The organism is Pseudoclavibacter sp. Z016 (assembly GCF_002931215.1).
Lineage (GTDB): Bacteria > Actinomycetota > Actinomycetes > Actinomycetales > Microbacteriaceae > Pseudoclavibacter.
Genome location: NZ_PSTU01000002.1, coordinates 185281 through 207839 on the forward strand (window position 1 = coordinate 185281; position 22559 = coordinate 207839).

Consider the following 22559-nt stretch of genomic DNA (forward strand, 5'->3'; position numbering starts at 1 on the left):
GTGGTGTTGTGCCCGAGACGGCACATGCAAGCCGCGGCCGAGAACCGCCACAGACGCACCGCACCAGACGAAAAGGATCGACGATGATCAAACTGCTCTCCCACCTCTCGCACATCGAGATCGCGACGCCAGACGTCGAAGCCTCGGTCACGTTCTACGAGAACGAATTCGGCCTGCGCGTCGTCGCACGCGAAGACGGCAAGGTCTACCTCCGCTCGTGGGGCGACTACTACACGTACAGCCTCGTCATCGCCGAAGGCCCAGAGGCCGCCCTCAACGTCATGGGCTGGCGCACCTCCAGCGCCGAGGCACTCGACGAGGCGGCCAAGCGCATCGAAGCCGCCGGCGTGCACGGCGAATGGGCAGACCGCAGCGTCGGCCACGGCAAGTCGTACACCTTCACCGGGCCGTACGGTCACACGATGGAGCTCTACTGGGACGTTGAGAAGTACCAGGCGGACGCCGAGCACGCCTCCGTCTTCCCCGACCGCCCCGAGAAGCGCTCGAAGCACGCCGTCGGCCCCCGCCAGCTCGACCACGTCACCGTCGCCGCCTCCGACGTTCGCGGCTTCGCGAAGTGGTACAACGAGGTCCTCGGCTTCCGCATCATGGCCTACACGGTGCTCGACGACCACCCCGTCACGGTCTTCTCCGTCCTCACCACCAACGAGAAGTCGCACGACCTCGGCGTCGTCCTCGACAGCTCGTCGCGCCCCGGCCGCATCAACCACTACGCGTACTGGGTCGACACCCGCGAGGAGCTCCTCCAGGGAGCCGACGTGCTCATGGAGAACAACATCCCCATCGAGTACGGCCCCTCCATCCACGGCATCGGCGAGCAGAGCTTCCTCTACCTCCGCGACCCCAGCGGCATGCGCATCGAGGTCAACACGGGCGGCTACCGCAACTACGTGCCCGACTGGGAGCCCAACGACTGGAAGCCCTCCACCGGCTCCAACAACCTCTACCGCAACGGCGCCATGCCGATCTCGATGACCGAGTCGTTCCCGCCGGACGCCGGACGCCCCACCGCGACCGAGGAGGGCATCCTCCCCGGAACCGAAGAGGCCATCCTCAACCCCTACGCAGTGCAGGGCCGCGGCTAGGTCACTCCGCTCCGGGCAGTGCTCAGCTCGTGGGCTGCTCCACCGGCGAGCTGAGCACGGCACTCGCACGATCCGCGCGGGCCCCCGCATCCACCAGGTTCCTCCTTTCCTGGTTCCGGATGCGCGGGCCCGCGTCAGTGCGAGCACTCATGCGTGCGTGCGTGCGTCAGCGCTTCGGCAGGGCGACCCCGGTGGCCTCGGCCAGCTCCGCGATGAGGCGCGCCCGGAAGTCCGCGTCACGCACACCGACCGCCGGCTGCTGCTCGGCGCCGTGGTGCCAGTAGCCGCCCGTGACCTGCAGACTCGGGTCGACCGCCAGACGCTCCTGCGTCTCATGGCCGAGATCGAAGTCATCTGGCGCCCCTGACCCGCCCATCTTCGTCGCCACCCAGCCCGGGTCGACGGAGTTGGCGAGCACGCGCGGAGCCCACAGCTCGGCGACGCCCACCGAGAAGGCCGCGACGAGCAGCTTCGTATCGGAATAGCTCGCCGTCACGGAACCGCCCGACCAGTCGAGCCCCGCCAGCTGTGCCTTGCCGTCTCGGTGCATGCTGCTGCTGAGGTAGACATGCCAGCTCGGAGTCGTCAGGAGAGCCGTGCAGAGATACGGCGCGACCACGTTGACAGGCAGCAGGCTCGGCCCCGTCAGCACACCGGCGTTGTGGATGACCGCGTCAATGGCCCGCCCATCGTTGAGTTCGTCCATCGCGTCGAGCACTGCCCCGCGGTCGGCGAGGTCGGCGATCACCAGGTCCGCGCCGCGGTCGATGAGCGCCGACACGGCCTCCGCCCGAGCCGCGCTCCGCGCGTGCACGATGACCTCGTGCCCCTGATCGAGGAGCGACTCCGCAGTCGCGTATCCGAGGCCGTCGGTGGAACCGGTGATGAGGATGCGTGTCATCGCCCCATCCTCACACCCCGACCGCTCAGCGCGCTCATACTCCGTCGGGGCCCGGCGCAGGAGGTATATTCACTGGAAACTGACGCGGTCGACCCGGTCGCCGTGACCCCCCATTCGCTTCCCTGGCCTGAAGAGATGCACATGACACGACAAGAAGTTCTCGCCCTCGGATACCTCATCGCGGGACTCGCGCTCGGCGTGATCGCCGTCATCGCAGACCTCATGGGCGGACCCGCCTACCTGCACGCCCTCACCTGGGTCGGCGGATTCGCCGGCGGCTACGGCCTGATCACGATCATCAAGAGCGCGCGACAGCGCCGACGGCACCCGCTCGGGACCAAGGACTACGAGCCGGACACGAGCAACCCGCCGCACCTCACCTGAGTCCTCGCGGCCGGGCTACCCGCCGAAGATGCGGCGGGTGATCTCGGCCGCGGACCTCTCGAGGAGCAGCCGCAGGCGCGGCTCATCCTGAGGGCGATCCTCCGACCAGGTGACCGCGATCGCAGCCGCCGGCCACCCAGTGTGGTCGAGCACTGGCATCCCCACCGAGCGCATCCCCACCGACACCTCGCCGTTCTCCGACGCCAGCGACCCGCTGAGGACCCCGTCGAGCACCGCCCGTAGCTCGCGCGGAGTCCTCGGGCCGCGACCCGTGCGATCCGCGAACGAAGACGCATCCGGGAACAGCGCACGCACCTGCTTCTGCGGCAGGGCCGCGAGCATCGCACGACCGGACGCGGTGAGGTGCGCCGGCAGACGCACCCCCACGTCGGCGACCAGAACCGGCCGACGTGGGGCGCGCTCGTCGACGATGTAGAGCACATCCCGGCCGCTCATCACCGCGAGGTGCGCGCTCTCCCCCACCTGGTCGACGAGGTCGGCGACCACCTGGTGGCCGACCCGCGCGAGCGGCTCCTGCCGTGCGTATCCGCCAGCCAACTCGAACGCGGCCGTGCCGAGACCCCAGCGACGCTCGCCGCGCAGATGCACGACGAAGCGGTGCTCGAGCAGCGTCGTCAGCAGGTGGTAGACGCTCGAGCGCGGGATGCCGAGCTGCGTCGCGATCGTGCTCGCCGCAACCGGCCCCCGCTGGCGACTCAGGAAGCTGAGGATCGCGAGCGTCTGGTCGGCCGCCGGCACCTGGGCGCGACCGGCAGCCTTGCCGCCGGCTGCCGTCACGGGCTCATCTCGGCAATGCCCTCGAGCGACCTCGACCTGGCCGCGTGCGTGACCAACATCAGTGCGAAAAACTGCCCGGGACGCGCCAAGAGCCCCCGGACGGCAGATATTGCACTCAAGTTGGACAGGCGCGCAGGCGACTCCGCTGCGCCCGTCGCGCCTGTCGCAGCCACCAGGCCCGTCGCGTCTGCCGAGCCCATCGCGCCCACGGCGAACGACTCCCGGGCAGCCGTGACCAACATGAGTGCAAAAGACGGCCCGGAACACCGGATGAGCCAAGAAGGCGCCGGATAAGCACTCATGTTGGACACCGGGTTGACCGTCGGCAGCGTACGCGCGAGCTGGCCGACCAGCGCGGACACTCTGTCTGAGATCACAGACACTGAGTGTCCTCCCCGCGCTGACGATGCGCAACGGGTGGGGTGGAATCGAGCTCATGAGCACACCCGCATCCGCCGCCGGCCACCCCTCGTCCAGCTCCGCCGGGCCCGGCTCGGGACAGGCAGCGCCGCTCGCGCCCGTCACTCTCGGCCTTCGCCCGCTCGAGCCCTCGGAGGTCGTCGCTGTCGCGAGGCACGGCGCGCGCGTCGACGTCGCACCGGCCGCGCTCGCCGAGGTGGCGCGCACCCGCGACCTCATCGAACGCCTCGCCGACGACCCGAACCCGCACTACGGCATCTCGACGGGCTTCGGCGCGCTCGCGACGAAGTTCATCGCACCCGAGCGGCGCGTGCAACTGCAGGCGAGCCTCGTCCGCTCGCACGCGGCTGGTACCGGGCCGGAGGTTGAACGTGAGGTGGTCAGAGCGCTGCAGCTGCTGCGCCTGCAGACCCTCGCGACGGGGCGAACCGGCGTGCGGCCCGTGGTCGTCGAGACGTATGCCGCCATGCTCAACGCGGGCATCACCCCGATCGTGCGCGAGTACGGCTCGCTCGGCTGCTCGGGTGACCTCGCCCCGCTCTCGCACCTGGCCCTCGCCGCGACCGGCGAGGGCACCGTCCGCGACGCGAGCGGCACCGAAGTGGATGCGGGTGCGGCACTCGTGGCCGCCGGCATCGAGCCGCTTGTCCTGCGCGAGAAGGAGGGCCTCGCGCTCATCAACGGCACAGACGGGATGCTCGGGATGCTGCTGCTCGCGATCCACGACATCCGGATGCTGCTCACGACGGCCGACCTGGCCGCCGCGATGTCGGTGGAGAGCCAGTTCGCGACCGATGCCGTCTTCGCCGCCGACCTGCAGGCGCTGCGCCCGCAGCTTGGCCAGGGCGAGTCCGCCGCGAACCTGCGCCGATTCCTCGCCGGATCCCCCATCGTCGCCAGCCACCGCGGGCCCGAGGACGGCCGCGTGCAGGACGCCTACTCGCTGCGCTGCTCGCCCCAGGTGCACGGGGCCGCCCGCGACACGCTGGCGCACGCGGCGATGATCGCCGAGCGGGAGCTCGCATCGGCCGTCGACAACCCGGTCGTGACGCTGGATGGTCGGGTCGCGTCGAACGGGAACTTCCACGGGGCACCCGTGGCCTACGTCCTCGACTTCCTGGCCATCGCGGTCGCCGACGTGGCCAGCATCTCCGAGCGCCGCACCGACCGCGCCCTCGACCCGTCCCGCAACCGTGGGCTCCCGCCGTTCCTCGCGCACGAGGTCGGCGTCGACTCGGGTCTGATGATCGCGCAGTACGCGGCCGCGGGCATCGTCTCGGAGCTCAAGCGGCTCGCGGTGCCCGCGTCCGTCGACTCGATCCCGTCATCGGCCATGCAGGAGGACCACGTCTCGATGGGCTGGGCTGCAGCGCGCAAGCTGCGCCGCGCCGTCGACGGGCTCGGGCGGGTGCTCGCCATCGAGGTGCTCACAGGATCCCGCGCGCTCCAGCTCCGCGCTCCGCTCGAGCCAGGCCGGGCCACCGGCGCCGTCCTGAGCCTCGTCTCCGCCGTCTCCGAGGGGGCCGGTCCCGACCGTTTCCTGAGCCCCGAGATGGAAGCCGTCGCCGAGCTCGTGCTCGCGGGAGAGGTGGCGCGGACAGCCCTCGCGAACTCCACCGCCGCCTGACCCGCTCATCCGCTCATCCAAATTCTCGGGATGGAAAAGTCACTTCGTTCGGGGAAGTTCTCCAGCACGAAGTGACTTTTCCATCCCGAGAGTCGGCGCAAAGGCTACGTCGTCGGCTCGGCCTCGTCCCACCCTTGCTGCGGCGTCTCGCACGTGTCGCGGAACACGTACTGCGAGGGCAGCTTGCGCTGGTGCGACGACCAGTCGATGGCGGGGCGGCGCTGCTCCTTGGGGAGGTAGCCGAGGCGGTACACGGCCATGAGCTCGAACTCGTCCGGCACCTTGAGGAGGTCGACGATCTTGTCCCACTGCCCCGGCACCTCCATGGGGAACGACACGAACTGGATGCCCATCCCGATCTCACCCGTGGTGAGCCAGATGTTCTCCATGGCCGCCCCCATGCTGAAGACCGAGTAGAACGAGGACAACTCCCCCGGCCGATACTCGGCGCGGTCGAGCATCACGCCGAGCAGCAGCGGTGAGCCGGCGACGAGCTTGCGGTTCTCCTCGCCGAGCGTGTTGGGGACGCGCAGCGAGTTCATGAGGAACTGCCCGCGCTTCGTGAACACCTGGCTCGTGAAGGGCCGGAGGGGCGCGGGGAGCTTGTCGAACAGCATCCCGTCTCGCCGCTCCTCCATCTCCTGCTTGCTGAAGCGGAAGTACGGCTTGTACCGCTCGAAGAACGTGCCGTTGCTCATGGCCGTCGTCATGCTCTCGCCGCTGATGCTGGCGATCTCCTCGATCGTCTCGCGCGCCTCGACGACCACGAACCGCCACGGCTGGCTGTTGAGCTGCGATGGGGCACGGCCGGCGACCTCCATGAGGAGGCGCTGATGCTCCTCGCTGACGGGGTCTGGGAGGAACGGGCCGTTGGTGGTCTTGCGGCGCCGCAGGACGTCGAGGAATTCCATGCGCTGAGTCTGGCGCATCCGCCTGAAACGTATGCCCGAGCCTGCGGGTGGACCTCGGGGGCCGAAAGTCCAGCCCCTCAGCCTGATGCCGGTGATCCGAACTCCTTATGTGCGATTTCGACAGAAGGCTGGAAGCCTGGACTGACCACCCGGCTCAAAGGAGAACCAGTGACCAAGCCCCTCAACGTGCTCATCCTCTCGGGACACATGACGTCCGAGCATGACAACGAGTTCCGCAGCTTCCGCCAGCACAACCAATGGCTGACGACGCTCCTCGAAGCCACGGCTCGGTTCAAGGTGCGCGTCACCGAGGACCCCCGCGGTCTCACCTCCGAGATCATCGACAAGTACGACGTGCTGCTCATCGTCTTCGAAGGTCGCGACGGCTACCACGACCAAGGCACCGGGTTCGGTCCCGAGACGGATGCGGCGATTCTGAAGTTCGTGCACGACGACGGCAAGGGCATCGTCTGGTTCCACGGCTCGGCCGTGCAGGAAGACGACTGGGGGTACCCGGAGGAGTACAACGTCATGCGCGGCTCGAAGCTCAGCGTGCCAACGGGCATCCGTCCCCGCCCCTGGGGTGAGGCGCAGCTGCGCACGACCGAACCCCGCCACGCCATCACCGACGGCATCAACGACACCTGGACGGTCACGGGCGACGACATCCTCGTCGGCGTCGAGCTGTACGAGGGCGCGCAGGTGCTCCTCACGACCTTCGACGACCTCGAGTCCTACGAGAAGGCGCCCATGTGGCCCATGCCGCACTACCCCGTCGCGATCCCGCCCGAGGGCATCGCCGCGCTGCCCGGAATCAACACCGACCAGCCCCTCGCCTGGATCAAAGAGTACGGCACTGGCCGCTCGTTCACGATCACGATCGGGCACGACATCGACACGTTCCGCCGCATCGAGTTCATCCGCATGTTCCCGCGCGGCGTCGAGTGGGCAGCGACCGGCGAGGTGACGCTCACCGGACCGGACCGCCGCGGCGACCGCCGCATCAACCCGTGGCCGTACTACAACGGCGAAGGCTGAGGCGCTTCGGCGCCAGATGTGCCGCCGCGCGGTCTGGCGGCCCCATCTACATCGCAGTCACCCGCGCCTGAGCCCGCGCCCGCGCCCGCAAGATCGCTGCCAGTCGAATACCCATCCAGCACTCATCCTGGAAGGCAATTCGACTGGCAGCGATTGACCGGTCGGGGCGCTGGCGGGCAGGGCGGCAGGGCAGAAGGGCAGGGCGGCAACGCGGCAGCGGTGGGGCCGGGCGGCAACCCGGCAGGGCTGGGCTTCTCAGCGGCGGGCGGATGCCGGGCGGGCGGATGCTCGCATCGCGAGCGCGTAGAAGGGTGCGGCCGCGAGCGCGATGGCGGGGTGCCGTCGGGAGTGGGTGCCTGCGTACGGGATCGCGGCGAGCGGGAGCGCGGTCGGCAGCAGCAGCGTGCCCGCGCGGCGGCGGTGCTCGTCGCCGCTCGTGAGCAGCGTCACACCGGCGGCGAGCGTGAGCGCCGACGTGCAGATGTAGAGGGCGTGGTGGATCCAATGCCAGCGGCCGGTGCGCACGACACCCGTCGCGACGCTCACGCCCAGGGCGCAGTTCGCGGCGTAGCTGGTCGTCGCGGCGACCAGCAGCGGGGGCACGTTCACGTCGCCGACGGTACACCGGCGGGCTGAGGCGAGCCCTGCGGCGTGAGCGTCTGGTCTCGGATCAGCAGCAGGCGGTAGGGGAACTCGCGCCGCACCGTCCATCCCTGCGGCGCGAGCGCTCGAAGCTCGGTCGCCGTGTAGCTGCGACGGATGGAGAGCGTCCCGTCGAAGTGCACGAACGACCCGCGGTCGAGGGGCTTCGTCGCGACGCCGAACGCGGCGAGCGCGAGGCGTCCGCGCTCGATGTCGCTGTGCAGGGTGAGCGGGGCGAGGGCCGCACTGTCGGTGAGGAGGCCGGTGAGCGCATCCGCGTCGAGGTGGTGCAGGAGGTGGTTGGACGTGACGATGTCGTAGGACTCCCCCGCGGCGACGAGCTCGCTGCTCGAGGCCGCCCGGAAGCCGACGCCGCTCGCCGTGAGGCCGCGCGTCTCGACGAACTCGTGCGCACGCTCGTCGGGGTCGATGGCGGTCACCTCGAGGCGCAGCCCGTCGTGCGCGGCCCACCGGGCGAGTGCCAGTGGGATGTCGCCGCCCCCGAAGCCGATGTCCAGCAGTCTGGATGCGCGCGTCCGGTCGAGCACGGGCCGCACGTCGCGCAGGTACACGCGCCGCCAGCCCGCGACGAGCGCGTTGACGGCGCGGAACTGCCGGTACGTCGCGAAGAGGCGATCGCGGTCGCAATCGGGGTCGTCCATGAGCTCGAGCGACGTCGTATCGCGCGGGAGGGCGAGCGCCGAGGCGACCGCGCGGAGTGCGCTCACGCGCGCGTCCGCGTGAATCGTCCGACCTCGACCGTGAGGCCGGGACCGAACGCCATCGCGCAGAGCGCCTCCCCGCGGTCGCTGGGGTTCTCGATAGTCGCATCGCGGACGCTCGGGTCGCCGACGCCTGGGCCGTCAGCGCCCGGCCCGTCGATGCTCGACTCGCCGACGCTTGGGCTGTTCCTCGAATCGTTGGCGTTCTCGCTGAGCAGCCGTTCGAGGATGAACAGCACCGTCGCGCTCGACATGTTGCCGTAGTCGCGCAGCACGCCTCGCGACGGCGCGAGCTGCTCCTCGGTGAGGCCGAGGGCCTGCTCGACCTTGTCGAGGATGCTCCGCCCACCCGGGTGGATCGCCCACAGCGGGGTCTCGGCGGGCACGGTCGGCGCGAGCAGCGGAGCGACGACGTCTTCGATCGACGCCCCGATGATGCTCGGCACATACCCCGAGAGGCGCATCCGGAACCCGCTGTCGCCGATGGTCCACGCCATCTCCGACTCGCCCTCGTCGGTGATGGTGCTCGCGAGGGCGTCGATGGTCAGGATGCGCGTGCCGGCCGGGGCGGGGCGTGCCGTCACGAGGGCTGCCGCGGCCCCGTCGGCGAAGACCGAGGTGGCGACGATCTGCTCCGGGTCGTTCGAGCTCGTCAAGTGGATGGTGCACAGCTCGACGCACACGATGAGCACGACCGCGTTCGGGTCGGCCCTGGCGAAGGCATCCGCTGCACGTAGCGCCGGGAAGGCGCCGTAGCAGCCCATGAAACCGAGGTGGAAGCGCTGCACGCGGGGCGACAGGCCGAGGCCGCGCACGAGCTCGTAGTCGGGGCCGGGCGCGTAGAAGCCCGTGCAGGAGACGGTGACGACGTGCGTGATGTCGCCGGTCTCGAGGCCGCTGCCCTCGAGCGCGGCACGGGCGGCGCCGAGCAGCAGCTCGGGCACGCGCTCGGCGTAGACCGCATTGCGGGCGCCGGTGGAGGCGTCCAGCACCAGGCCTTCGGCGACGAGCGCCGAGTCGGTGCCGCCGGCGAGCGCATCCACGACCGTGTGCCTCGTCTCGATCGCGGAGCCGTCGAAGGCCGCGCCGATGAGGCGCGCGCCGAGGCGGTTGATGCCGGGCTGGGCCGCGAAGAGGTCACGGGCCTTCGTCTGGGGCAGCTCGGTCGGGGGGACGGCAGTGCCGATGCTGCGGATATGCACGCTCACGCCACGACCGTACGCCCCGCATCCTGAGAGCCCCCGCGAGTCGCCGCCCTCGCAGAAGTCCGGGCGAATCGGAGCCCATCACGGCCCGACAAAGCCCCCTCGACGCGAGGCTCCGGAGGGCGAAACGCCGGGCAGCGATCCCCGGGGCAGGAGGAGCGGCGGCGGGGTGGGGCTACGCGGCGGGGTAGGTCATGAGGTCGCCGGTGAGCGGCACCTGGTTGGTGCGCGCTCCGGCGTTTGCCTTGTCGACCTTGTAGGCCTTGCCCTGTTCGCCGGCGTCGAGCGCGGCCTGCGAGGTGACCTGGCCGTCGAGCGTGAACGTGTCGAAGACGAACGGCAGTCCGTTGGAGGCGAGGGGGTTCGGGGAGTCCATGACATGGAAGTGGAGGTGCGGGGCGTCGCTGTTCCCGCTGTTGCCGAGCAGCCCGAGGCGGTCGCCGCGGGCGAGCTGCTGACCGACCCGGAGCTCGAAGGGGTTGCCGGTCTTGAGGTGGGCGTAGAACGCGTAGTTGCCGCCGCCGATGTCCTGCACGACGTAGTTGCCGCCGTATTCATCGAGGGTGAGGGTCGGGCCGGGGGCTGTGCCTGCATCCTGCTCGGGGCGGTCGCTCGTGATGGCGACGATGGGGCCGTCGGCGACGGCGATGACGTTCTCGCCGAAGCCGGGGTAGCTGCGCGCGTTGTCGCGAGAGTCTTCGTAGAGCCGCATGGTGGGGGTGAGCTTGACGTAGTCGATGGCCCAGCGTTCCGGCGCCCAGTAGGCGCCGTTGATGGGGCTGACGGCGCCGCGGTGGGCGGTGAGGCCGCAGCAGCCGTTGGCGTCGAGCCATCCGCTGCCGGTGAGGGGCGGGCCGATGACGGCGACCTCGCGTCTGTCGACGGCGACGGCCTGAGTGGTCTCGGCGATGGTCTTCTCGTACAGCGGCGGTTGCGCCTTGGGCATCTCGACGGTGACGGTGTGGTCGATGAGGTCGGGCACGTCGGTGTCGGACGCGACGGTCGCGTCCATCCACACCGTCGCGTTCTGCCCAGGCCCGAGCTCGAGCCCTCCACCATCGGTGGCACCGGCGACGCGCATCACGTCGTCGAGGTCGTCGCCCTCGAGCTCCTGCAGCACCGTTCCGCCGCTGCTCGCCTCGACCGCCTGGATCTTCACCTTCGACGGCGACCCGTTGGTGAGCTGCAGCTCGTAGGCGAGGTGGATGCGCTCATCAGTGCCGAGCACGGGGATGGGCGCAGCGAGGGCGGAGACGACGACGGGCGTGAACTGCTCGCCGCTCGCCGCCGGAGGTGCGGCGACTGATGGGGTCTCGGTGACCGTGGGAGGCGCATCCGCCCCGATCGTGAGGGCCGGGCTCGCCGAGCAGGCGCTCAGCGACGCGAGCGCAGCCGCCGCGAGGACCGCCGCGCAGACGCGCGCTCCCCGTGCGGTGATGCCGGTCATGGGCTGAGTTTAGGCTCGCACAGGGAGGCTCGCCAGGCACAGCGCCCGCCGCTATTGCGTTCGTCGCTTCCGGGAGGTGACGGCCCGCTGCAGCAGCACGAACACGAGCAGGATGCCGCCGGTGATGATCGTCGTCGCCTCGGGAGGGATACTGCCGTCGCGTGTGATGAGGACGTTCATGAGACCCAGCACGAGTGCGCCGACCACTGAGCCGAGCACGAACCCACCGCCGCCGGTCAGCAGCGTGCCGCCGATGATGACCGCCGCGATCGCGTCGAGTTCCCATCCGACGCCCGTGATGTTCTGCGCGATCCCGAGCTTCGAGGTGTAGAGCACTGCCGCGATGCCCGCGAGGGTGCCGCTGATGACGTAGATCATGATCTTCGTCCGAGCGACGGGGAGTCCCATGAGCAGCGCGGACTGCTCCGAGCCTCCCATGGCGTAGACGGTCCGCCCGAAGCGGGTGCGGTGCAGGATGAAGAAGGCGACACCGACGAGGAGAACCGCGATGACGACGGCGGGGGTGACGACGAGGTCGTTGATCTTCGGTCCGTCGATGATCTTGATCTCGGTGGAGAGCCCGCGGATGGGCGAGTCGTCCGCGAGTCGCTGGGGCTCGGTGCTGAGCATCGAGGCGAGCCCGCGGGCGAGGAACATCATCGCGAGGGTCGCGATGAACGGCTGCACTCGGAAGGAGTGGATGAGGATTCCGGAGGCGAGGCCGAAGAGCGAGCCGACGCCGATCATCAGCACGATCACGAGGATCGCGGGGAGACCTGCGCTGGAGAGCATGACCCCGATCAGGCTGCTGACGGCGATGACCGCGCCGACGGAGAGGTCGATGCCGCCCGTCAGGATGACGAAGGTCAGTCCGATGGCGAGGACGATCAGGTAGGCGTTGTTGATGAGGAGGTTGGAGAGGGTGCTGAACTGCAGGATCCCGCCGTACGCGAGTTCCCCGTATGCGAGCATCCCGACGAAGATGACCACTGCGGCGAGCGTCGGGAGGGAGTCGAGGTTCGGCTTGAACTTCGCGAGCCTGGTGACCTGGCTGGTCTGTTCGACGATGGTGGTCATGCGGCAACCGCCTTCTGGGCTGGTGCGGAACTCGCGGGTCCGGTGGGGGTCTTGGCTCGTCGCCGTTTGAAGAAGTCGCGGACGCGCTGCGACTGCAGGAGGCAGACGAGGACGATCACGATCGCCTTGAACGCGGGCGTGGCTGAGGATGGGATGGAGAGGAACACGACGGTCTTGTCCAGCGTCGCGATGAGCAGGGCGCCGATGACGCTGCCCGTGAGCGAGAACTTGCCCCCGGCGAGCGACGTGCCGCCGATGACGACGGCGAGGATCGCATCCATCTCCGACGCCGATCCTGTCTTGGCGACTTCGACCGTCATGACGGTGGCGGTGCTGAGGATGCCCGCGACGCCAGCGAGGATCGCGCTCGAGATGTAGACGAAGAAGAGCAGCCCGATGGGGCGGATGCCCGCCATGCGGGAGGCCTTGGGGTTGATGCCGATGGACTCGATCATGAGGCCGAGCGCGGTGCGTCGCACGAGCAGCGCGACGAGGACGACGATGCCGACGGCCAGCAGGAAGATCACGGGGAACCCGCCGATCGTGCCGTTGGCAATCCAGCGGAACGAGTCGTTGCTCGCCGACGTGTTCTGGCCGGCGGTGATGACCTTCGCGAGCCCGCGACCGGCGAGCATCATGATGAGCGTGGTGATGAAGGGCTGCAGGCCGACCACGGAGACGAGGAGTCCGTTGACGGTGCCGAGGAGCGCGCTGATGAGCAGCGCAAGGCCGATGGCGGTCAGTGCCGAGCCGAAGGAGTTCTGCGCGGACGCCATGAATTCCATCGAGACGGCACCCGCCACGGCCATGACGGAGCCGACGGACAGGTCGATGCCGCGCGTAGCGATCACGAGGGTCATGCCGACGGCGATCATCATGACGGGTGCGCTTGCGCGGAGGATGTCGATGATGTTGCCGTTGAGGTCGCCGGTCGCCTGGTTGACCGAGATGCCCAGGTAGCCCGGGTCCTTGAGCAGGTTGATGATGATGAGCAGCACGAGTGCGACGACCGCCCAGATGTAGGGCTGCCGGAGCGCGCCGCGCACCGGGTGGTCGGTGTCTCGTCGGCGTCGGGGCGGTTCGGCGGGGCTGTCGGTGGTCGGTGTGCCGAGCGGGGCCGTGGTCTGGCTCATGCGTGGGCTCCCTCGACGTCAGTGGATGCGGGTGGGGTGGACGGGGTGTCCGGCAGCTGCGCGTCGACTCCGTCGGCGGCGATGGTCTGGACAATGAGGTCCGCGGTGACGTCGGGGCCGTTGGCGATCTCCGCGATCTTCCTGTGGTCCTTGAGGACGACGATCCGCTCGCTGAGCCTGACCACCTCGTCGAGCTCCGACGAGATGAAGATGACCGACATGCCGTCTTCGGCGAGCTGCGCGATGGTCTCCTGGATCTCGGCCTTGGCTCCCACGTCGATGCCGCGGGTCGGCTCGTCCAGGATGAGCAGCTCGGGCTTCGTGGCGAGCCAGCGCCCGAGGAGCACCTTCTGCTGGTTGCCTCCGGAGAGGTTGCGGATGGCGCGCTCCGGGTCGGCGGGGCGGACGTTGAGCTCGGTCAGGTACTTGGCGCAGAGCTCGTTCTGCTCTCTTCTGGACAGGGGGCGGGCCCAGCCTCGTCTGGCCTGGACGGCGAGGATCAGGTTCTCGCGAACGGTGAGGTCGCCCACGATGCCCTCGTCTCGACGGTTCTCGGTCGAGAAGGCGATGTGCTTGCCGAGCGCGGCGGCGGGCGAATGCACCTCGACGGGCGCTCCGTTCAGGTGGGCCGTTCCGGCGTCTGGCTTGTCTGCCCCGTAGATCAGGCGCCCGAGCTCGGTGCGCCCCGATCCGAGGAGTCCGGCGAGGCCGACGACCTCTCCGCGGTGGACCTCGATGTCGACGGGATCGATGGAGCCTTTTCGGCCGATGCCCTGAGCGCGGTAGAGGGGGACATCATCGCTGCCGCGAGCGTCGACCCGTCGGTTGGCGCCCAGCGACTCGAGGGTCGAGAACTCCTTGCCGATCATCTTCGAGATGAGATCGCTTCTGCTGAGCTCCGCGGTGGCGTACTCGCCGACGAACTGGCCGTTGCGGAGCACGGTCAGCCGGTCGCTGATCGCGTACACCTGGTCGAGGAAGTGGGAGACGAACAGGATCGCGACCCCCTGCTCGCGAAGCTGGCGGATGACGGCGAAGAGCCCATCCACTTCCTGCGCGTCGAGGCTCGACGTCGGCTCGTCGAGGATGAGGACCTTCGATCTGATGACCATCGCTCGGCTGATCGCGACGAGCTGCTGCATCGCGAGCGAGATGCTCGAGAGGGAGCGCTTCGGGTCGAGGTGGTCGAGTCCGAGTGCCGCGAGTGCGTCGCGCGCTGCCGCGTTCGTCTTGCGCCAGTTGATCCCGAGGGGCCCACGCACTTCGTGCCCGAGCATCACGTTCTCCCCGATGGAGAGGTTGTCGCAGAGGTTGACCTCTTGGTAGACGGTGGAGATGCCTGCGGCTTGGGCGTCTGCCGTGCCCCTGAGCTGTCGCTCCTCGTCGCCGATCAGGATGGCGCCTGCGTCGATCTTGTAGACGCCGGTGAGGGCCTTGATGAGGGTGGACTTCCCCGCGCCGTTCTCGCCCATGAGGGTGTGCACTTCGCCGGGGAAGAGGCGGAAGTTCACGTCTTGGAGTGCTTTCACTCCGGGGAACTCGATTGAGATGCCGCTCATCTCAACGATTGGCTGGTTCGCTGCCATGATCGCCTAGCGTTCTGCCGGTGGGCCGGCGTCGAGTGTGTGGGGTGGGTGCGCCCGGTGCGCCGCCGAGAGAGCGGCGGCGCGCCGGGGCACGAGCGCTGTCAGTACTTGCGGTCGGGGAGGGCGGTGGTCGCGGCCTCCGGCGAGTCGAAGGTCACGCTCTCGACGACGATGTTCTTCTCGACGCTCTCGCCGGCGACCGCGGACTTCACGACGTCGACGGCGACGTCACCGAACAGCGGGTTGTATTCGGCGACGAAGGACAGGCGGCCAGCTGCGAGCGCTTCGAGGGCGGCCTTGGTGCCGTCGATCGTGATGATCTTCACGTCGGTGCCCGGCTTGAGTCCAGCTTCCTCGACGGCGAGGGCTGCGCCGAGTCCCATCTCGTCGTTCTGCGCGAAGACGAGCTGCACGTCGTTGCTGTTCGACTTGAGGATCGTCTCGAAGACGCTCTTGGCCTCTTCAGTCGACCAGTTCGCCGACTGGCTCTCGAGCTTCTTCAGCTTCGAGTCGATGCTCTCGTCCCACCCCTTGTTGCGGTCGTTGACGACGGAGAGTCCGGGGGGACCTTCGAGCACGACGTAGTTGCCTCCGTCTGCGAACTGCCCGTTCGCCCACTCGGCTGCGGCTGAGCTGATCCCCACGTTGTCAGGCGCGATGTGGCTCGTGTAGAGGGCTTCGTCGTTCGGCTCGATGCCGCGGTCCAGGAGGATGACGGGGATCTCGGCTTCCTGGGCTCGTTCGAGGACGCTCTCCCAGCCGGTGGCTTCGGTGGCGGAGAGCAGGATGGCGTCGACGCCCTCGTCGATGAACGAGGTGAATGCGGTGATCTGCGAGTTCTGGTCCCCGTTGGTCGCGGGCGCGTACTTGAGCTCGAAGCCGTTCTCGGTGGAGAACGAGTCCTGGATGTTCTGCTCGTTCGCGGTGCGCCAGCCGCCTTCTGGTCCGACGGCGACGAAGCCGACGGTGATGAGCTCTCCGTCGCTGCCTGCGGCCGTGTCACCTGAACCTCCGGAGCAGGCCGCCATGCTCAGAGTGAGTGCTCCTGCCATCGCGATCCCGGCGATGGTCTTGATCGTTGACTTGTTCACGCTTGTCTCTCCTCGTTGAGAGCAGTTCACTCGTGCCTGGGCCGTCGTGATGCTGCGCCGTGGGATGCTTCCTCGCATCTGCCGAAATGTTATCGATCACATCCGGGGAGCGCAACCGCCAATCTCAATCGTTATTCGGGCACCGCCACTCGCTGGCTGTGGGCATAATTGCGGAATGACGAACGGACCTGTGGATGCGATGAAGCCCAAGCGGGCCGCAAGCGTGTTCGACGTCGCGCGTGCCGCCGGGGTTTCCCACCAGACCGTCTCGAGGGTCCTCAACGACCATTCGAGCGTCCGCCCGGCCACTCGGCAGAAGGTGCTGGATGCGATGGGCGAGCTCGACTACCGCCCGAACCTCGCCGCGAGGGCACTCTCCTCGAAGCGGAGCCGAACACTGGGGGTCCTCTCGACCGCGAACGGCGAGTACGGCCCGTCGTCGAGCATCATCGCCATCACGGAAGCCGCGCGCGCACGGGGCTACACGACGATCGTCGAACAGACGGACGGCTTCGATGTCGCGTCGATCGAGCAGGCCCTCGGGAACCTGGCGAGCCTCAACGTCGAGGGCATCGTCGCGGTCGCGCCGCAGACCCCCCTCCTCGAGGCGCTGAGCAGCATGAAGTCGGGCATCCCGTTCGTGACGCTGCAGGCATGGGCCACCGAGGGAGGGGCCGACCTTGCTCAGGATCAGCTCGAGGGTGCCCGCGTGGCGACGGCCCACCTGCTCGACCTGGGGCACATCAACGTGGTGCACCTCGCCGGCCCCAGCGATTGGATCGACGCCACCTCCCGCCTCCGGGGCTTCCGTCTCGAGATGGAGTCGCGGGGCCTGGACGCGCGACACATCGACGCCAGGGACTGGTCCCCCGGCGCTGGCTATCTGGCCGCGGCCCAGATCTTCGAGTCGAACGCGACAGCCGTGTTCTGCGCGAACGACCAGACCGCCCTCGGCGTGCTCCACGCGGCGCACGATGCCGGCGTCTCCGTGCCGGACGACCTGAGTGTCGTGGGCTTCGACGACATCCCGGAGGCCGCGCACTTCTGGCCCCCGCTGACGACCGTCCGGCAGCATTTCGCCGCCGCGGGGGCCCAGTGCGTCGCGCGACTCCTCGACGGCGACGAGGGCATCCCGAACGTGCTGCCGAAGCTGATCAGCCGCGCGTCGACTCGTCGGATGACCCTCGAGAGCTAGCCGGACCGCGTCCACAACTCTGGGCTTGCGCTCACGGCGTCTGCATGGTGTGATCGATCACATTACATCCGGTCGAGCCAAAGGAGACCGCCAGGATGAGTCATTCGACGAACTCGGAATCGCGCATGCAGGACGCCGATCGCACGAGGGCAGACACCGCGGATCGCTACGTCATCGGCGTCGACTACGGCACCCTCTCCGGCCGGGCGGTCGTCGTCCGGGTGCGTGACGGCGCCGAGCTCGGCGTCGGCGAGCTGGCGTACCCGAACGCCGTGGTCGACGAGCGGCTCCCGGCGACGGGTGAGCAGCTCCCGCCCGAGTGGGCGCTGCAGGTGCCGAGCGACTACGTCGACGTCCTCAAGGTCGCCGTGCCGGCTGCCATCGCAGATGCTGGCATCGACGCGGCGGATGTCATCGGCATCGGCACCGACTTCACGGCCTGCACCATGGTGCCGACGCTCGCCGACGGCACCCCGCTCAACGAGGTCGCCGGCTTCGAGACGCGGCCCCACGCCTACGTGAAGCTCTGGAAGCACCATGCAGCGCAGCCGCACGCCGACCGCATCAACGACCTCGCCGAGCTGAGAGGTGAGAAGTGGCTGCCCCGGTACGGCGGCCTCATCTCGAGCGAATGGGAGTTCGCGAAGGGCCTCCAGCTCCTCGAGGAGGACCCCGAGGTGTACGCCGCCATGGACCACTGGGTGGAAGCGGCCGACTGGATCGTCTGGCAGCTCACGGGCACGTACGTCCGCAACGCCTGCACCGCCGGCTACAAGGGCATCCTGCAGGACGGCGAGTACCCCAGCCGCGAGTTCCTCGCCGCCCTCAACCCCGAGTTCGCCGACTTCGCCGAGGCCAAGCTGGCCCACGAGATCGGCCAGCTCGGCGACGCAGCAGGCACGCTCTCGGCGGAAGCCGCGGCGTGGACGGGACTGCCAGAGGGCATCGCGGTCGCGGTCGGCAACGTCGACGCGCACGTCACCGCCCCTGCTGCGGCCGCGACCGAGCCGGGCCAGATGGTCGCCATCATGGGCACCTCCACCTGCCACGTCATGAGCTCCGGCACCCTCGCCGAGGTGCCGGGGATGTGCGGGGTCGTGGACGGCGGCATCGTCGCGGGCCTCTACGGCTACGAGGCCGGCCAGTCGGGCGTCGGCGACATCTTCGCCTGGTACGTCGAGAACCAGGTGCCCGCCCGCTACGAGCGGGCCGCGGCCGAACTCGGCATCTCCGTGCACGAGCACCTCACCAACCTCGCGGCAGCGCAGCCCGTCGGGGCGCACGGCCTCATCGCGCTCGACTGGCATAGCGGCAACCGCTCCGTGCTCGTCGACCACGAGCTCTCCGGCCTGCTCGTCGGTGCGACGCTCGCGACGAAGGCGGAGGACGTCTATCGTGCGCTGCTCGAGTCGACGGCCTTCGGCACGCGCAAGATCGTCGAGACGTTCAACGCCTCCGGGGTTCCCGTGACGGAGTTCATCGCGGCCGGCGGACTGCTCAAGAACGCGTTCCTCATGCAGACCTACAGCGACATCCTCGGCCTGCCGATCTCCACGATCGACAGCGCGCAGGGTCCGGCGCTCGGTTCCGCCATCCACGCGGCGATCGCCGCAGGAGCGTACCCGGATGCGCGCGCCGCGGCCGCCGCCATGGGGCGCGTGACCCAAGCCAAGTACGTGCCGAATCCCGAGGCGGTCGCCGCGTACGACGAGCTCTACGCCGAGTACGACGAGCTCCACGACCACTTCGGGCGGGGCGCGAACCAGGTCATGAAGCGCCTCAAGCGACGCCGCCGCGAGGCGCTCGCCGGCGCATCCGCTGCCCCGGCCCCGGCAACCCGCGAGGAGGTCAACGCGTGAGCATCCAGACCTCCGGCACCACGCCCGTCATCACGCCTGAAACTCAGACGAGCATCGACAAGGTCCGCGCCGAGGTCGCCTCGCTGCACGACGAGCTCGTCCGCTACGGACTCGTGGTCTGGACGGGCGGCAACATCTCCGGCCGCGTGCCGGGCACGGAGCTGTTCGTCATCAAGCCGTCCGGCGTCAGCTACGACGAGCTGAGCGCCGACAACATGATCCTCTGCACCCTCGACGGCGAGGTCGTGCCCGGCACTCCCGGCTCCGATCGCTCGCCATCGAGCGACACCGCGGCGCACGCCTACGTGTACCGCAACATGCCAGAGGTGGGCGGGGTCGTGCACACGCACTCCGACTACGCCGTGGCGTGGGCGGCGCGGGGCGAACCCATCCCGTGCGTCATCACGGCGATGGCGGATGAGTTCGGCGGGGAGATCCCCGTCGGCCCATTCGCGATCATCGGCGACGACTCGATCGGCCGCGGCATCGTCGAGACGCTGCGCGGGCACCGCTCGCGGGCCGTGCTCATGAAGAACCACGGGCCGTTCACGATCGGCAAGGACGCCCGCGACGCCGTGAAGGCGGCCGTCATGGTCGAGGACGTCGCCCGCACCGTGCACATCTCCCGACAGCTCGGCACTCCGAACGCCATCCCCCAGCAGGCCGTCGACTCGCTGTTCGACCGCTATCAGAACGTCTACGGACAAGACCCGACAGGAGCCCTCAGTTGAGCGCACTCACCACTTCCTTCGACGAGTTCGAGATCTGGTTCTTCACCGGCAGCCAGGGCCTCTACGGCGAGGAGACGCTGCGCCAGGTCGCCGAGCAGTCGCAGGCCATCGTCGACACCCTCAACGAGTCGCCGAAGACGCCCGTGAAGATCGTCTGGAAGCCGGTGCTCACCGATTCCGACGCCATCCGCCGCGCTGCCCTCGAGGTCAACTCGAACGACAACGTCATCGGCATCGTCGCGTGGATGCACACCTTCAGCCCCGCGAAGATGTGGATCCAGGGCCTCGACACGCTCGCGAAGCCGCTCCTGCACCTGCACACGCAGGCCAACGTGGAGCTGCCGTGGGCGGACATCGACTTCGACTTCATGAACCTCAACCAGGCGGCGCACGGCGACCGCGAGTTCGGGTACATCCAGACCCGCCTCGGCATCCCCCGCAAGACGGTCGTCGGCCACGCGTCGAGCGCGAGCGTGACGCGGCAGATCGACAGCTGGTCGCGCGCCGCGGCCGCCTGGCAGGCCGTGCGCACCATGAAGCTCGCCCGCTTCGGCGACAACATGCGCTTCGTCGCCGTCACCGAGGGCGATAAGACGGAGGCCGAGCTGCGCTTCGGCGTTCAGGTCAACACGTGGGGCGTCAACGAGCTCGCCGACGCCGTCGCCGCGGTCGACGACGCGGCGGTGGATGCGCTGGTCGCCGAGTACGAGGAGCTGTACGACGTCGCCCCCGAGCTGCGGCGCGGCGCCGAGCGCCACCAGTCGCTGCGCGACGGCGCGGCCATCGAGCTCGGCCTGCGCTCGTTCCTCGAGGCCGGCGGCTTCAGCGCGTTCACGACGAGCTTCGAGGACCTCGGGGCACTCAAGCAGCTCCCGGGGCTCGCCGTGCAGCGCCTCATGGCCGAGGGCTACGGCTTCGGCGCCGAGGGCGACTGGAAGACGGCCATCCTCGTGCGGGCCGCGAACGTCATGGGCGCCGGCCTGCCCGGCGGGGCGAGCCTCATGGAGGACTACACGTACGACCTCACCGAGGGCAGCGAGCTCATCCTGGGCGCGCACATGCTCGAGGTGAGCCCCTCCCTCACCACCGCCAAGCCGAGCCTCGAGGTGCACCCGCTCGGCATCGGCGGCAAGGAGGACCCCGTGCGCCTCGTCTTCACCGCCGACCCGGGCCCCGCGGTCGTCGTCGCGCTCAGCGACATGCGCGACCGGTTCCGCCTCGTCGCGAACGTCGTCGAGGTCGTGGAGCCCACCGCTCCCCTGCCGAAGCTGCCCGTCGGCCGCGCCGTCTGGAAGCCGGAGCCCTCGTTCGAGGTGTCGGCCGCAGCCTGGCTCACCGCCGGCGCCGCGCACCACACGGTCATGTCGACCGCCGTCGGCATCGACGTGTTCGAGGACTTCGCGACCATCGCGAAGACCGAGCTGCTGCGCATCGACGCCGACACCACCCTGCGCGAGTTCAGCAAGGAAGTGCGCTGGAACCAGGCCTACTACCGCCTCGCGCAGGGGCTGTAGACCCGGCGGTTCTCGACCGACCTCGGTGCCGCCGCGGCTCTTCGCGGCGGCACCGAACGACGACCACGAGGTGGCGCCGCTCTTGTTCGGAGAGGGCCAACGGCGCCACCCCGTGGCACCTCTCCTCGGCATGCCGCGCCGCGGTCACACCCGTTGGACCTGGCCCCGCTGCGCGATACTCCGCGCCGCGTCGTGGATCGCCCGCGAGATGGCGTACATCGCCGGCGTGTACTGCCGCCGCGCGAGCGACGCGATCGTGATGGAACGGGACGGCACCTCGTCGCGACCGGCGAAGCGGACCATCCGCACGTCCGGCCGGTGGTGCGCGATCGCGAGCTCCGGCACCATCGCGATCCCCACACCGGCCGCCACCATCGCCTCGATCTCCTGGTAGTCGTGCGCCTCGTAGACGACTCGCGGCTCGAACCTCGCCGCCGCGCAGGCTCGGAACAGCACCTCCGAGGCAGGATGCCGGTCGTTGCGGATGATCCACTGGGCGGAACGCAGCGACCTCACGGTCACGTTGTCCTCGATCTCGGAGTCGGCCGCGACCAGGAGCACCGTCCGATCCGTGGCGACCGGCACGAGCGACAGCGACTGCTCGGCCGCCTCCGTCCAGGCGTAGCTCCACATGAGCGCGAGCTCCACCTCGCTGCTGTGCAGCATCTCAACGAGCCGCGGCCGAAGCGCTGACCGCACCTGCACGGTGATGCTCGGCTGCGAGTGATGGAAGCTCTTGAGCGCGTCGGAGAGCAGTGACGCGCTCACGGTGGGGAACGAGCCGAGGCGTACGGTGCCGCGCTCGAGGCCTCGAAGCGCCTCGAGGTCGCCCCTCGCGGCCCGCATCTCTCGCCGGAAGAGTCTCGCGCGCTCGACCAGCACGGCCCCCGCCTCCGTCACCTGCACACCCCGGGGGAGGCGGACGAGGACGGGCTGGCCGATCGACTTCTCGAGCTTGGTGATGCGCTGCGAGGCGGCGGACACCGTCATGTTCGCGCGCTCGGCTCCCGAGGTGATGCTGCCAGCATCCACGACGTCCAAGAGCAGGGACAGCGTTGCGGCGTCGAAGAGGTCCGACATGACTCACCTTTCAGTTTGGCTAAAGCTGAGCGTAGCAACATTCAATTTACGTGAAGCCTTTCGCTTCCTAGCTTGGAGGGAGTCAGACGAAA

The 22559-nt window shown here is 69.1% G+C and carries 20 protein-coding genes; 8 read left to right on the top strand and 12 right to left on the bottom strand.

Annotation, left to right across the window (positions count from 1 at the left end):
* Positions 1–83: 83 nt before the first annotated feature.
* Positions 84–1106, top strand: a complete 1023-nt coding sequence (locus C5B99_RS01120) for a VOC family protein (protein ID WP_104239928.1) — start codon at positions 84–86, stop codon at positions 1104–1106.
* Positions 1107–1272: 166 nt separating this feature from the next.
* On the opposite strand, the gene C5B99_RS01125 is transcribed toward C5B99_RS01120, so the two are convergent.
* Complete coding sequence (locus C5B99_RS01125; RefSeq protein ID WP_104239929.1) at positions 1273–2007, bottom strand: SDR family NAD(P)-dependent oxidoreductase; 735 nt, start codon at positions 2005–2007, stop codon at positions 1273–1275.
* Positions 2008–2148: 141 nt separating this feature from the next.
* On the opposite strand from C5B99_RS01125, the gene C5B99_RS01130 reads away from it, so the two are divergent.
* Positions 2149–2391 carry a hypothetical protein gene (locus C5B99_RS01130; RefSeq protein WP_104239930.1) on the top strand — a complete coding sequence of 81 codons (243 nt, stop codon included), beginning with the start codon at positions 2149–2151 and terminating at the stop codon, positions 2389–2391.
* A 15-nt stretch (positions 2392–2406) separates the two neighbouring features.
* Here the strand turns inward: C5B99_RS01130 and C5B99_RS19540 are convergent, their stop codons facing one another.
* Positions 2407–3189, bottom strand: coding sequence for an IclR family transcriptional regulator (locus C5B99_RS19540; RefSeq protein ID WP_258062991.1), 783 nt, complete (start codon positions 3187–3189; stop codon positions 2407–2409).
* Between the two features lie 436 nt (positions 3190–3625).
* On the opposite strand from C5B99_RS19540, the gene hutH reads away from it, so the two are divergent.
* A complete protein-coding gene (gene hutH / locus C5B99_RS01140; protein ID WP_104239932.1) occupies positions 3626–5236 on the top strand; it encodes a histidine ammonia-lyase in 1611 nt (536 codons plus the stop codon).
* Between the two features lie 104 nt (positions 5237–5340).
* Here hutH and C5B99_RS01145 read toward each other — a convergent pair whose 3' ends face one another.
* Complete coding sequence (locus C5B99_RS01145) at positions 5341–6147, bottom strand: nitroreductase family protein (protein WP_104239933.1); 807 nt, start codon at positions 6145–6147, stop codon at positions 5341–5343.
* Positions 6148–6315: 168 nt separating this feature from the next.
* On the opposite strand from C5B99_RS01145, the gene C5B99_RS01150 reads away from it, so the two are divergent.
* Entirely contained in the window at positions 6316–7185 is an 870-nt protein-coding gene (locus C5B99_RS01150; protein ID WP_104239934.1) for a ThuA domain-containing protein, read from the top strand.
* A 255-nt stretch (positions 7186–7440) separates the two neighbouring features.
* Here the strand turns inward: C5B99_RS01150 and C5B99_RS01155 are convergent, their stop codons facing one another.
* The 8 genes from C5B99_RS01155 to C5B99_RS01190 form a co-directional block, all read right to left on the bottom strand.
* On the bottom strand, positions 7441–7794 hold the full coding sequence (locus tag C5B99_RS01155; protein ID WP_104239935.1) for a hypothetical protein: 354 nt from the start codon (positions 7792–7794) through the stop codon (positions 7441–7443).
* The gene (locus C5B99_RS01160; protein ID WP_258062992.1) at positions 7791–8555 is read right to left on the bottom strand and encodes a class I SAM-dependent methyltransferase; all 765 of its coding nucleotides are present in this window, start codon (positions 8553–8555) and stop codon (positions 7791–7793) included. The genes C5B99_RS01155 and C5B99_RS01160 overlap by 4 nt, the downstream gene beginning before the upstream one ends.
* Positions 8552–9757 (bottom strand): type III polyketide synthase, encoded by a 1206-nt coding sequence (locus tag C5B99_RS01165; RefSeq protein ID WP_104239936.1) that lies wholly within the window; start codon positions 9755–9757, stop codon positions 8552–8554. The genes C5B99_RS01160 and C5B99_RS01165 overlap by 4 nt, the downstream gene beginning before the upstream one ends.
* A gap of 172 nt (positions 9758–9929) precedes the next feature.
* Positions 9930–11201: a M23 family metallopeptidase gene (locus C5B99_RS01170; protein WP_104239937.1), complete on the bottom strand. Its 1272-nt coding sequence runs from the start codon at positions 11199–11201 to the stop codon at positions 9930–9932.
* Positions 11202–11252: 51 nt separating this feature from the next.
* Positions 11253–12278 (bottom strand): ABC transporter permease, encoded by a 1026-nt coding sequence (locus C5B99_RS01175; protein WP_104239938.1) that lies wholly within the window; start codon positions 12276–12278, stop codon positions 11253–11255.
* Positions 12275–13411 carry an ABC transporter permease gene (locus C5B99_RS01180; protein ID WP_104239939.1) on the bottom strand — a complete coding sequence of 379 codons (1137 nt, stop codon included), beginning with the start codon at positions 13409–13411 and terminating at the stop codon, positions 12275–12277. The genes C5B99_RS01175 and C5B99_RS01180 overlap by 4 nt, the downstream gene beginning before the upstream one ends.
* Positions 13408–14970 carry a sugar ABC transporter ATP-binding protein gene (locus C5B99_RS01185; protein ID WP_374953457.1) on the bottom strand — a complete coding sequence of 521 codons (1563 nt, stop codon included), beginning with the start codon at positions 14968–14970 and terminating at the stop codon, positions 13408–13410. Before C5B99_RS01185 ends, C5B99_RS01180 begins: the two co-directional genes overlap by 4 nt.
* A 128-nt stretch (positions 14971–15098) precedes the next feature.
* Positions 15099–16088, bottom strand: a complete 990-nt coding sequence (locus C5B99_RS01190) for an ABC transporter substrate-binding protein (protein WP_308471571.1) — start codon at positions 16086–16088, stop codon at positions 15099–15101.
* 175 nt (positions 16089–16263) lie between these two features.
* Between C5B99_RS01190 and C5B99_RS01195 the strand changes: the two genes are divergently transcribed.
* The 4 genes from C5B99_RS01195 (at position 16264) to araA (ending at position 21387) form a co-directional block, all read left to right on the top strand.
* The gene (locus C5B99_RS01195; protein WP_228496680.1) at positions 16264–17283 is read left to right on the top strand and encodes a LacI family DNA-binding transcriptional regulator; all 1020 of its coding nucleotides are present in this window, start codon (positions 16264–16266) and stop codon (positions 17281–17283) included.
* Positions 17284–17408: 125 nt separating this feature from the next.
* The gene (araB, locus tag C5B99_RS01200) at positions 17409–19142 is read left to right on the top strand and encodes a ribulokinase (RefSeq protein WP_104239969.1); all 1734 of its coding nucleotides are present in this window, start codon (positions 17409–17411) and stop codon (positions 19140–19142) included.
* 2 nt (positions 19143–19144) lie between these two features.
* Positions 19145–19873 (top strand): L-ribulose-5-phosphate 4-epimerase, encoded by a 729-nt coding sequence (locus C5B99_RS01205; RefSeq protein WP_258062997.1) that lies wholly within the window; start codon positions 19145–19147, stop codon positions 19871–19873.
* A complete protein-coding gene (gene araA / locus C5B99_RS01210) occupies positions 19870–21387 on the top strand; it encodes an L-arabinose isomerase (RefSeq protein WP_104239942.1) in 1518 nt (505 codons plus the stop codon). The genes C5B99_RS01205 and araA overlap by 4 nt, the downstream gene beginning before the upstream one ends.
* 144 nt (positions 21388–21531) lie before the next feature.
* On the opposite strand, the gene C5B99_RS01215 is transcribed toward araA, so the two are convergent.
* On the bottom strand, positions 21532–22467 hold the full coding sequence (locus C5B99_RS01215; protein ID WP_104239943.1) for a LysR family transcriptional regulator: 936 nt from the start codon (positions 22465–22467) through the stop codon (positions 21532–21534).
* Between the last annotated feature and the right edge of the window lie 92 nt (positions 22468–22559).

What these genes read in the sequence shown, in the direction of transcription:
- C5B99_RS01120 (WP_104239928.1), top strand. Translation starts at nt 84, where the DNA reads ATGATCAAACTGCTCTCCCACCTCTCGCACATCGAGATCGCGACGCCA.
- C5B99_RS01125 (WP_104239929.1), bottom strand. Translation starts at nt 2,007, where the DNA reads ATGACACGCATCCTCATCACCGGTTCCACCGACGGCCTCGGATACGCG.
- C5B99_RS01130 (WP_104239930.1), top strand. Translation starts at nt 2,149, where the DNA reads ATGACACGACAAGAAGTTCTCGCCCTCGGATACCTCATCGCGGGACTC.
- hutH (WP_104239932.1), top strand. Translation starts at nt 3,626, where the DNA reads ATGAGCACACCCGCATCCGCCGCCGGCCACCCCTCGTCCAGCTCCGCC.
- C5B99_RS01145 (WP_104239933.1), bottom strand. Translation starts at nt 6,147, where the DNA reads ATGGAATTCCTCGACGTCCTGCGGCGCCGCAAGACCACCAACGGCCCG.
- C5B99_RS01170 (WP_104239937.1), bottom strand. Translation starts at nt 11,201, where the DNA reads ATGACCGGCATCACCGCACGGGGAGCGCGCGTCTGCGCGGCGGTCCTC.
- C5B99_RS01175 (WP_104239938.1), bottom strand. Translation starts at nt 12,278, where the DNA reads ATGACCACCATCGTCGAACAGACCAGCCAGGTCACCAGGCTCGCGAAG.
- C5B99_RS01180 (WP_104239939.1), bottom strand. Translation starts at nt 13,411, where the DNA reads ATGAGCCAGACCACGGCCCCGCTCGGCACACCGACCACCGACAGCCCC.
- C5B99_RS01185 (WP_374953457.1), bottom strand. Translation starts at nt 14,970, where the DNA reads ATGAGCGGCATCTCAATCGAGTTCCCCGGAGTGAAAGCACTCCAAGAC.
- C5B99_RS01195 (WP_228496680.1), top strand. Translation starts at nt 16,264, where the DNA reads ATGACGAACGGACCTGTGGATGCGATGAAGCCCAAGCGGGCCGCAAGC.
- araB (WP_104239969.1), top strand. Translation starts at nt 17,409, where the DNA reads ATGCAGGACGCCGATCGCACGAGGGCAGACACCGCGGATCGCTACGTC.
- C5B99_RS01215 (WP_104239943.1), bottom strand. Translation starts at nt 22,467, where the DNA reads ATGTCGGACCTCTTCGACGCCGCAACGCTGTCCCTGCTCTTGGACGTC.